Source organism: Nonomuraea sp. NPDC049784 (assembly GCF_040659615.1).
Taxonomy (GTDB): Bacteria; Actinomycetota; Actinomycetes; order Streptosporangiales; family Streptosporangiaceae; genus Nonomuraea.
On the sequence record NZ_JBFAMX010000075.1, the window covers coordinates 20,997 to 30,262 of the forward strand.

Below are 9,266 nucleotides of genomic sequence, written 5' to 3' on the forward strand. Positions count from 1 at the left end.
GATGATCATCTCTCCTTCTTTGCAGCGGTGTGTCGATCGGTTCCGTACGCCCGGCGCGCAGCAGCGTGGGGAGATCAGGCGAAGACGTCCTGCTGGTAGCGGCCGTCGGCGTCGAGCTGGGCGAGCCACTGTCGGGTGGTTTCGTCGTCGCTGCCGGTGTGGCTGCGGTGGATGGCGGCGAGTGCTTCCCGTACGGCGGGCGCCATACGGCGGCCGTCGCCGCAGACGTAGATGTAAGCGCCGTCCCGCAGGGCCTGCCACACCGTGTCGGAGGCGGCGATGAGGGCGTCCTGGACGAACCGGGCCGGATGGTCCCGCACTGCGGAGAATGCCGTATGCACCTGGGCGATCCCGGCCTCCTTCCATGCCTGCATCTCGTGGCGGTAGAAGTAGTCGTGCTCCGGGTGGCGGCAGCCGACGAAGACCTGGGACAGGCCCACCTTCGTGCCGTTGGCGTGCTGCCAGGCACGCTCTTCCAGAAAGCCGCGCAGCGGAGCGATGCCGGTGCCCGGACCGATGAGGATCAGCGGCGTGGCGGGGTCGGCAGGCGGGGCAAAGGCCGGAGAGGGAACGCGCACGTAGCCGTAGAAGACGTCACCGGGCTCAAGGCCTGCGATGTAGGACGAGCAGATGCCGCGGTACTGGCCGTCGCCCGACAGGGCAGGGCCTTGGAGGAGGCCGACAGTCAGGCGCGCCTGGCGCGGGTGGGCCAGCGGGGAGGAGGAGATGGAGTAGAAGCGGGGACGGATCGGCCCCATCATCTCCAGGAAGACCGCCAGCGGCAGTTCGACCGCGGGGAAGCGCTCCAGGAGGCCCAGCGCCGAGATGCGCTTGGCAAGGATCTCCTTGTGGTACCGCTCGTCGGCTCCCTCGGTGTCGGCCGTGTAGGCCTCCAGCTGCGGCCGGGTCCACGGGCACTGGGTGTGCGCGGCCAGGGTACGCACCTGGGTGCGGGTGGCCACGTCCTGCAGCTCCATGAACTCGGTGAACAGCAGTCCGGCAGTGACGGGCGTGCCCACCGGCAGGTGCGTCCGGCCGCCGCCGGGCTGGTCGAGCCGAAGCACCTGGTCGTGCTCGACGCCGAGCCGCGCCAGCGCGCGGGACACCAGCGACGGCTCGTTCTTGGCGAAGACAGCCAAGTGGTTGCCGGTCTCGTAGGTGACACCGTCGGGCAGCTCGACGGTGATGGACTTCGCGGACGGGCGGGGCGGCTCGATGCTGAAGTCCCACAACCCGGTCGCGTCGCCCACGAGTTCGTCGCTGGCCACCACGGTCAGTGGGTAGGCCTGCTCGGAGACGATCGCCGGGCGTACGTCCGCCTCGGTGAGAAGCTGCACCTGGTAGCGCGGCCTGCCGTCGTCGGAGGTGTCGGCGGCGTACTCCTCGGCCAGGGTGGTCCATAGGGTGTCCATCCAGCGGGTGGCCATGCCGTCGAAGTCACCGGCGGCGTCGGCGATGCCCCGCTCGATGACCGGGGTGGCGCCGGCGACGAGCAGTGCCTCCTCGATCCGCTTGGGGAAGGCCTGGTAGGTCGCCACCCACTGGGTGTTGCCGGCGCCCAGCAGCGCGAACCGCACGGTGGACAGCGAGCCCTCGGGCAGCCCGTTGGCGATCAGGTCGTCGAAGCGCTGGGCGTTGTCGGGCGCCTTGCCGTTGTAGCTTGCGGCGACGACGAGGAGCAGGCCCTCGGTGGGCAGGTTGTCGCCCAGCTCGTCCAGGCTCAGCAACGTGGTGCCGAACCCGGAACGCTCGCCGCGGCCGGCGAGCGTGCGCGCCAGGTCCTCGCAGCTGCCCAGGCTGGAGCCGTAGGCGACGGTGAGGTTCACCCCGACGCCGCTGACCGCGGCCTCCTGCTGCGTGTCGTCGGTCTGCTCGGCCGAGACACCGAACACGGCCCGCTCGTGCTCCTGGCGGGTCCGCACGACCAGTTTGAAGTCGCCGGGCTTGCGCGTCAGCGCCTCCCGGACGTCCATCTGGTAGTCGCTGGTGTCGGAGAACTTGAACGTCTGCAGTATCAGCGCGAGGGCCAGGCGGGCCTCGGTGAGCGCGAACTGGCGGCCGATGCAGGCGCGCCGGCCGTTGCCGAACGGCTTGTAGGCATGCGGATGGTGCTTGGCCCGGTTCTCCGGCAGCCACCGGTCGATGTCGAACTCCAGCGGCCGCTCCCACGCCTTGGGGTGGGTGTGCAGCGGGAACATCAGCAGGTTCGTCTTCGTGCCGTGCTTCAGGTGGTAGCGGCCCCCGATGGCGGTGTCTTCCAGCGGCGCCTTCATGATCTGCGGGATGGGAGCCCACAGGCGCAGGGTCTCCTCCAGCACGCGCGGGATGACATCCAGCTTCATGATCGTGTCGTAGTCCGGGACCGTGTCGCCCGGCAGCATCCGGTCCACCTCGGCGTAGGCCTGGGCCAGCACGTGCGGGTTGCGCAGCAGCGAGTACGTGGCGAACGACAGCAGCCCACTGGTGGTCTCGTGACCGGCGATGAGGAACGTCAGCACCTGGTCCCGGACGTTGTCGTCGTCCAGCCGTCGGCCGGTCTCCGGGTCGACGGCCTCCAGCATCAGGCCCAGGAGGTCGTCCTCACCGCTGATCTTCCCCTGACGGCGCTCCTTGATCACACTCTCGACCAGGACCCGCATAGTGGCGATGCTCTCGTGGTACCTCTTGTCGTCGGCCTTGCGGAGCTTGGTCATCATCGGCAGTTCCTGGGAGCGCCGCATCGACTCCGTCAGCGCCTCCAGCAGCGCTTGGAGGAAGGGGTGCAGATCTTCCTTGTCGAAGGAGCCGAACCGGTAACCGAACCCCGACAGGGCGATGGTGTCCAGGGTCAGCCGGGTGTAGTCGTCGGTCACCTTGACCAACTGTCCCTGCTTGGCTCTCCACTTGCCCACCAGGTTCTGGGCGATCTGTAGCATCTGCCCGAAGTAGCCCTTCATGGCCCGCTGGCTGAAGGCCGGCCTGAGGATCCGGTGCGCCATGCCCCAGACCTCCTCATCGTCGTGGGCCGTGAACAGGCCCGCGCCGGCGTAGTCCCGGACATGGCTGAGCGGCGGGAGGATCGGCTTGCCGAAACGGGTCTCGTCGCAGACCTCCGCCACCAGGTACGGGTCGTAGACGAAGACGTTCTCGATGCCGGCGATCTCCATGCTGAAGATGCCCTCGGGGAACTGCTTGGACAGCTCACCGAAGTACTCGACCGGGTTGGTGTCGGGGATCTGCGGCGTGTGGCCGAGGAGCGGGATCCCCCGTGGGGACCGGATGGGGCGAAGCCCGGTGGCGAGCTGGTCGGTCATGGGTTTCCTCCTTCGGGAAAGGGAAGCTGCGCCAGCCGGCGCTTGCCGCGGTGACTCCCTCGGGGGGATGCCGCCGAGTGCCGGGCCGAGGAAGTCCGTCATGCACCTTGATGATCGGGTTGCTTGCTCTGCCGGGGTACTTCCTCGCGCATATGACGATATCGTCACTTATGTAAGCTACTGTCACTAATGCAATGAGTCGTCAAAGAGGTGTTGAGTATTCCGTCAGTCTTGACGGAACGCACTACAGTGGGCACATCACCGGCGAAGCTGCGACAGGAGTGAGAAAAGATGGCCGACGCCGCACCAAGCCGCCTGGAACGGCGCAAGGCGCGCACCCGCGCCGCGCTCATCCACGCGGCTCAGACCTTCATCGCCGAAGGCAAGACCAACGTGGCGATCCTGGAACTCACCCAGGCCGCCGACGTGGGCATGGGCTCGTTCTACAACCACTTCTCCAGCAAGGAGGAACTCTTCCATGCCGCCGTGGAAGACGCCCTCGACCGGCACGGCGCGGTGCTGGATGAGCTGACCCGCGGCATGGACGACCCGGCCGAGGTCTTCGCCTACAGCTTCCGGCTTACCGGACGCCTGCACCGCCGCCATCCCCAGCTCAGCAAAGTCCTGCTCAGTGTGGTCCTGGCCCTCTCCGATCGGGGCCTCGCCCCGCGTGCCCGACGCGACATCCAAGCCGGCATCCAAGCCGGGCGCTTCACCGTACGCGACCCCGAGCTCGCCCTCGTGATGGCCGCAGGCGCCGCCATATGCCTCGGCCAACTACTCCACGCACAGCCACACCGCGACGACGCCCAGGCCAGCGACCAGATCACCGAAGACTTGCTGCGCACGTTCGGCATCCCCGCCGACGAGGCTCACCAAATCTGCCAACGCCCCCTGCCTGAGCTCGACCGCCTTCTCCCCAGCGCCACTGCGTAGCAGTGCCAGGCGGTAGCTGGTGAGCCGGTCCAGCGTTTCGTTTCAGATCGGCTGAGCGGTGGTGGCGGTGCCTGGCTGCTGAGGCCTGCTGAAGTGCGCCCGCACACCCGCCAATCCCGACAGATCAGAAAGGCAGGACACCTCGTGCCTGCAATCAGCGGCACCACCGCAGCAAGTCCTGAGCGCGCGGTCACGGCCCTACTGAGCGAATACGACGCCCTGAAGGCGGAGCAGCGGCAGCGGATCGGCATGCGCAGCCACTTGCTGTACGGCACGCTCACCGCGATCGCCGGCATCGCCACCGTCACCACCAGCGTCGGCCGCCGGGAGTTGCTGTTGCTGCTGCCGCTGGCCACCACGGTGCTGGGCTGGGCCTATGTCACCAACGACCACAAGATCGCCGCCATCGGACGGTACGTCCACGACCGGCTGGGGCCGCGCCTGGTCGGCCTCGTCGACGACGGCTCCGGTGACATCGAGATGTTCCAATGGGAGAGATACCGCCGCCACGACCCACGCCGCCCCTCCCGCAAGCGGCTACAGCTGGCGGTGGACCTGGCCGCGTTCTGCGCGCCCCCGCTGGCCGCCCTCACCCTGCTCTGGCTACTGGGCCCGCACACTCTGGTGGTGCTGATCGGCTCAGCCGCCGCTCTGGCCACGGTGGCGGTCCTGGCGACCCAGATCATCCGCTACGCGGACGTAGCATGATTGCACGGCCGTCTCGGTCTCCTGGGATGCCCGCGGTGCCGGCCCGCGGTCACGTCCACCACGGCGTTTGAAGGGGAGCCACGCGGCATAGGGCCTGACGTATAGGCACCTCGCCGCGTGGCTTCCCCCGTTAGAGATGGACGGGTAGTCGCGTCAGGCCGTGGATCAGCATGCTCTGCCGCCAGACGAGCCGCTGTGGCTCCTCGGCGAGGGCCAGGTCCGGGAACCGTTCGATCAGGGTGCGGAAGGCGATCTCACCCTCCAGCCGTGCCAGCGGGGCACCGAGGCAGTGGTGTATCCCGTACCCGAACGCGACGTGCCCGGAGGCGTCGCGTGTGACGTCCAGTTCCGTCGGCTCGCGGTAGCGCTCAGGGTCGCGGTTGGCCGACACCAGCGAGACGAGCACGACCTCGCCGGCCGGTATCATGATCCCTCCCAGCTCGACCGGCTCGGTGGTGTAGCGCAGGGTCGCGAGGTTGACCGGGCCGTCGAAGCGCAGGAACTCCTCGACAGCGTTGGGTATCAGCGACGGATCGGCGCGCAACGCGGCGAGCTGGTCGGGGTGGCGGAGCAGGGCCAGCACCCCGTTGCCGATGAGGTTGACCGTGGTCTCGTGCCCGGCCACGAGCAGCAGGAACGCCATCGAGATGGCCTCGCCAGGCGAGAGAGAGTCACCGTCTTCAGAGGCTTGCACGATCGCCGAGAGCATGTCGTCGCCCGGGTTCGCGCCTTTGCCGATAACAAGACGGGTCAAGAAGTCGCGCATTGCGCCGGCCGCCGCGATGCGCTCCTGCTGCGGCGAGAACGAGAGCAGGGTGTTCGACCAGGCGCGGAAGTCGTCCCGCTCGCCGTCTGGAACGCCAAGAAGCTCGCATATGACAGTCATCGGCAGCGGGAAAGCGAACTCGTCGATCAGATCGACGGTCGCCCCGCCGGCCCCCTTCGCCGCCATCGTGTCAGCCAGCCGGTTCGCGATCTCCTCGATGCGGGGCCGCATCCGCGCGACCGCCCGAACCGTGAACGCGCGGTTGACCAGCTTGCGGAGCCGAGTGTGGTCCGGCGGGTCCGTGTTGAGCATGTGCCCGGCCACGGAGTCGGCGAGCTGTATCCGGCGGTCGGGCGGGATCGACCGCCGCTCGAGCATCTCGGCGAACCGGGCGGCGCTCTTGGATAGTCGCGGATCGTTCAGCGCGGGCCGGACGTCCTCATAGCGGGTGACCATCCAGGCGTTCAGGCCTATCGGCGTGGTTACGCGCACAACCGGCGACTCCCGGCGCAGCTTTTGGTACAGCTCGTCGGGGTCAGTGAAGAACGGACCGTCCAGACCGACGGTCGCTGGGTGCGTCATCATGTACCTTTCTCGACGGTGTTGATCGCCCCACACGGGCACCGCCTCGTAGCCCTCTCATGCGAAGTGAGATGCTGCGGCCTTCACGATCTGCCCGCAGCGCCCTGTCAGGCTCACGTGCGGTACGCGCTCTTGGACACAAGTCAAGCAATAGGGGACGTCGTGCCCTGCAACCAGAGCCTGCCGAACCACCTCCTTGGCCGGTCGCACCGATTGCTTCCCGGACGACGATCCTCATCGGTTTCCCCCCTCGTTCGGTGACGAGGCGCCATACGCTGTCCCGACGGTTTCTTGATCGAACGTTGATCCGGTGACGACCCGCAGCACGTCCATGCACAACCGCGTGACCTCGGACTTGGCCACGGCAGGGCTATTTACGGACTCCCGGGCAGCCTGCACGACGAAACTCAGCCAGGCCCCGACGGCAAGCCGCATCACCGGGGTGTCCTCCTGTCCCAGCAAGCCGAGCACGCGTTCCACCTGTACCGGGTGGCCGGCAGCCACGAGCTGGCGTACCAGTGGCGGGGCCGCCGCCCCGGGGGCGGTGAGGTCAGCCAACCGGCCGCTGGCGCAGAAGTGATCGAGGTATGCGGCCAGGCTGCGTTGCAGGTTCTCTTGCGGGGAGAGCTCGGGATCCGGCGCAGTCACCTCGAGAAGTATTTCGGCCTCGCGCCTGAGCACCGCCTCAAGCAAGGCATCTTTCCCTGGGAAGTAGTGGTACACCAGCGCGCGCGTCACGCCGGCGTCTGCGGCAATCGCTCGCACGGAAAGCCCCTCGTAGCCCTCGCGTGCGAAGTGAGACGCCGCGACCTCCACGATCTGCCCACGGCGGGCGTCCGGGGTCAGGCGCGGCATGCGACGACTCTTTGACACAAAACAAACAGTAGAGCGAGTATTTGACAACAGTCAAACAAGCGGCGACGCGACACGGGTTGCCCCGGGTTGGGACCCCAAGCGCATTCCTGCGCCAGCCTGAAGGCGCTGCCAGAGGCACATGTGGGCTCGGAGCTGGGCTCGCCCGGGTGTCAGGCGGGCTGGCGCACCTCGACGGGAAGATGGCGAGGTCCGCGCAGCATGGCGTTCTGTCGGTAGGGGGGCGGGTCCTGGATCAGGCTTGTGGTACCGAGGCGGGGGATCAACGCGCGGAGTGCGATCTGGGCCTCGACTCGGGCGAGCGGTGCGCCGTAGCACAGGTGGATGCCGGAGCCGAAGCCGAGGTGCTGGTTGTCCGGGCGGGTGGGGTCGAACCGATCGGGCTCGTGGAACCGTTTGGGGTCGCGGTTGCCTGAGGCGAGCGCGAGTACCAGGGAGGCGCCTTTGGAGATGGTGGTGCCGGCGACGTCGATGTCGGCGAGAGGGATGCGCTCGCGCATCTGCACCGGGGGCTCGTAGCGCAGCAGTTCCTCCACCGCGCTGGGGAGCAGGCCGGGGTCACGGCGCAGCCGGTCGAGCTGGTCGGGGTGGCGCAGCAGGGTGAGTACCCCGTTGGTGATCAGATTGACCGTGGTCTCGTGTCCGGCGATGAGCAGCAGTACGGCGGTTTCCGCCAGTTCCTCGCGGGTGAGCCGCATGGCCGGGTCCGGTTCGTTGATGAAGGCGGAGAGCATGTCGTCACTGGGATGGCCGCGGCGCTGCTCGGCAAGGTTCACCAGGTAGCGGCCCATCTCGGTCCGGGCCTGTTCGCCCGCCCGATCCCGCTCGATGGTGTCCTGCCCGGGCCCGACGTCAGCGGACGCGACAATTGCGTCGGACCATTCCCGAAACAGCGGCTCGTCTTTTCGCGGGACGCCGAGCAGCCGGCAGATGACCGTGACGGGCAGCGGGTAGGCGAAGTCGTCGACGATGTCGATCTGGGTGCGATCCCGGAGCGCCTCGATCAGTTCCTCAGTGAGTTCGGTGATCTGGCCGCGCATGGCGTCGATCCGGCCGGGGCTGTGCGGCGGGCCGAACGGTCGCATGGCCAGGGTGCGCAGCCTGTGGTGCGCTGGGTCGTCGAGCCGCAGGAAGGGCGGCTGCGGCGCCTCCTCCGACAGCGCGGAGGCCGGGGCCGGGCGGCTGCGGGGATCGGCACTGATCCGAGGGTCGTGAAGCAGGGCGTTGATCTCGTGGTAGGTGCCGATCAGGTAGCTGCCGTCTGCCTGCCGCACCACGGGACCGGCTTCGCGGAGTTCCGCGTACAGCGGGTAGGGGTTGGGGCGGTTGGCGTAGTCGGTGATCCGTTCCAGCAGGGTGTCGGCGGTCATGGTCTCGGCTCCTCGTGGACGGGCGGACGGTCAGCCAGGCCGCACCACGGTCAGCCGGCGGTCCGGCAGGTGACCGGTGAGCGCGACGATGGGGCCGTGGGAAAGCCCCTTCGGATCCGGCACATCGGAGGGAAACGGGATGTCGGCTGCGATCGGACGGTCCGCCGCGCCGGGCGCGGGCGGGAACGGGGCGGCGGTCTCGATCAGGTGCTGGTAGTACTCGAGCGACTTGGCCATGTTGACGGTGACCGCGGCGGTGACCCGGCCCCGGTAGCCGTACACCACCGTCAGACGGCGCTCCTCCAGCGAGCCCTGCGCTATGACGATCTGGTCGGAGAAGGTGGGGACACCCACCGACTTGATGTTGAGCCCGAACTGGCTCGACCAGAACGTCGGGAGCGCAAGGTGGGGACGCCGCAGCGGGCCCGGATTGACCATGTTGTAGGCCGCCACCTCGGCCTGCGCGACGGCGTTGCCCCAGTGCTCCAAGGAGAGCATCTGGTATTCGAACAGCGGGTGGGGGAAGCGGGAGACGTCACCGGCGACGAAGACGTCGTCGGTGACGATCCCGTACATGTCGAAGGCCCGGCATCCGGCGTCGCAGGCGATCCCGCGCGGGCCCGCTGCCAGCCCGGCGTCCGCCAGCCATTCGACGTTGCGGACCGCCCCCAACGCGACGACGCACACATCCGCGTTGACGCGGCTGCCGTCGGACAGGTCCGCACCGGTGAACCGGCC

At 68.2% G+C, this 9,266-nt stretch carries 7 protein-coding genes; 2 read left to right on the forward strand and 5 right to left on the reverse strand.

The window, feature by feature from the left end:
• Positions 1–74: 74 nt before the first annotated feature.
• Positions 75–3,293 carry a cytochrome P450 gene (locus AB0J09_RS18350; RefSeq protein WP_360691849.1) on the reverse strand — a complete coding sequence of 1,073 codons (3,219 nt, stop codon included), beginning with the start codon at positions 3,291–3,293 and terminating at the stop codon, positions 75–77.
• 291 nt (positions 3,294–3,584) lie between these two features.
• On the opposite strand from AB0J09_RS18350, the gene AB0J09_RS18355 reads away from it, so the two are divergent.
• Together AB0J09_RS18355 and AB0J09_RS18360 are read left to right on the forward strand one after the other, a co-directional pair.
• Complete coding sequence (locus AB0J09_RS18355) at positions 3,585–4,229, forward strand: TetR/AcrR family transcriptional regulator (RefSeq protein WP_360691852.1); 645 nt, start codon at positions 3,585–3,587, stop codon at positions 4,227–4,229.
• A gap of 144 nt (positions 4,230–4,373) precedes the next feature.
• Complete coding sequence (locus AB0J09_RS18360; RefSeq protein WP_360691855.1) at positions 4,374–4,937, forward strand: hypothetical protein; 564 nt, start codon at positions 4,374–4,376, stop codon at positions 4,935–4,937.
• 130 nt (positions 4,938–5,067) lie between these two features.
• On the opposite strand, the gene AB0J09_RS18365 is transcribed toward AB0J09_RS18360, so the two are convergent.
• The 4 genes from AB0J09_RS18365 to AB0J09_RS18380 form a co-directional block, all read right to left on the reverse strand.
• Positions 5,068–6,288: a cytochrome P450 gene (locus AB0J09_RS18365; RefSeq protein WP_360691858.1), complete on the reverse strand. Its 1,221-nt coding sequence runs from the start codon at positions 6,286–6,288 to the stop codon at positions 5,068–5,070.
• A 231-nt stretch (positions 6,289–6,519) separates the two neighbouring features.
• Entirely contained in the window at positions 6,520–7,140 is a 621-nt protein-coding gene (locus tag AB0J09_RS18370) for a TetR/AcrR family transcriptional regulator (protein ID WP_360691861.1), read from the reverse strand.
• 170 nt (positions 7,141–7,310) lie between these two features.
• Positions 7,311–8,528, reverse strand: coding sequence for a cytochrome P450 (locus tag AB0J09_RS18375; protein WP_360691863.1), 1,218 nt, complete (start codon positions 8,526–8,528; stop codon positions 7,311–7,313).
• A gap of 30 nt (positions 8,529–8,558) precedes the next feature.
• A partial coding sequence (locus tag AB0J09_RS18380; RefSeq protein WP_360691866.1) for an oxidoreductase C-terminal domain-containing protein occupies positions 8,559–9,266 on the reverse strand: 708 nt, incomplete at its 5' end.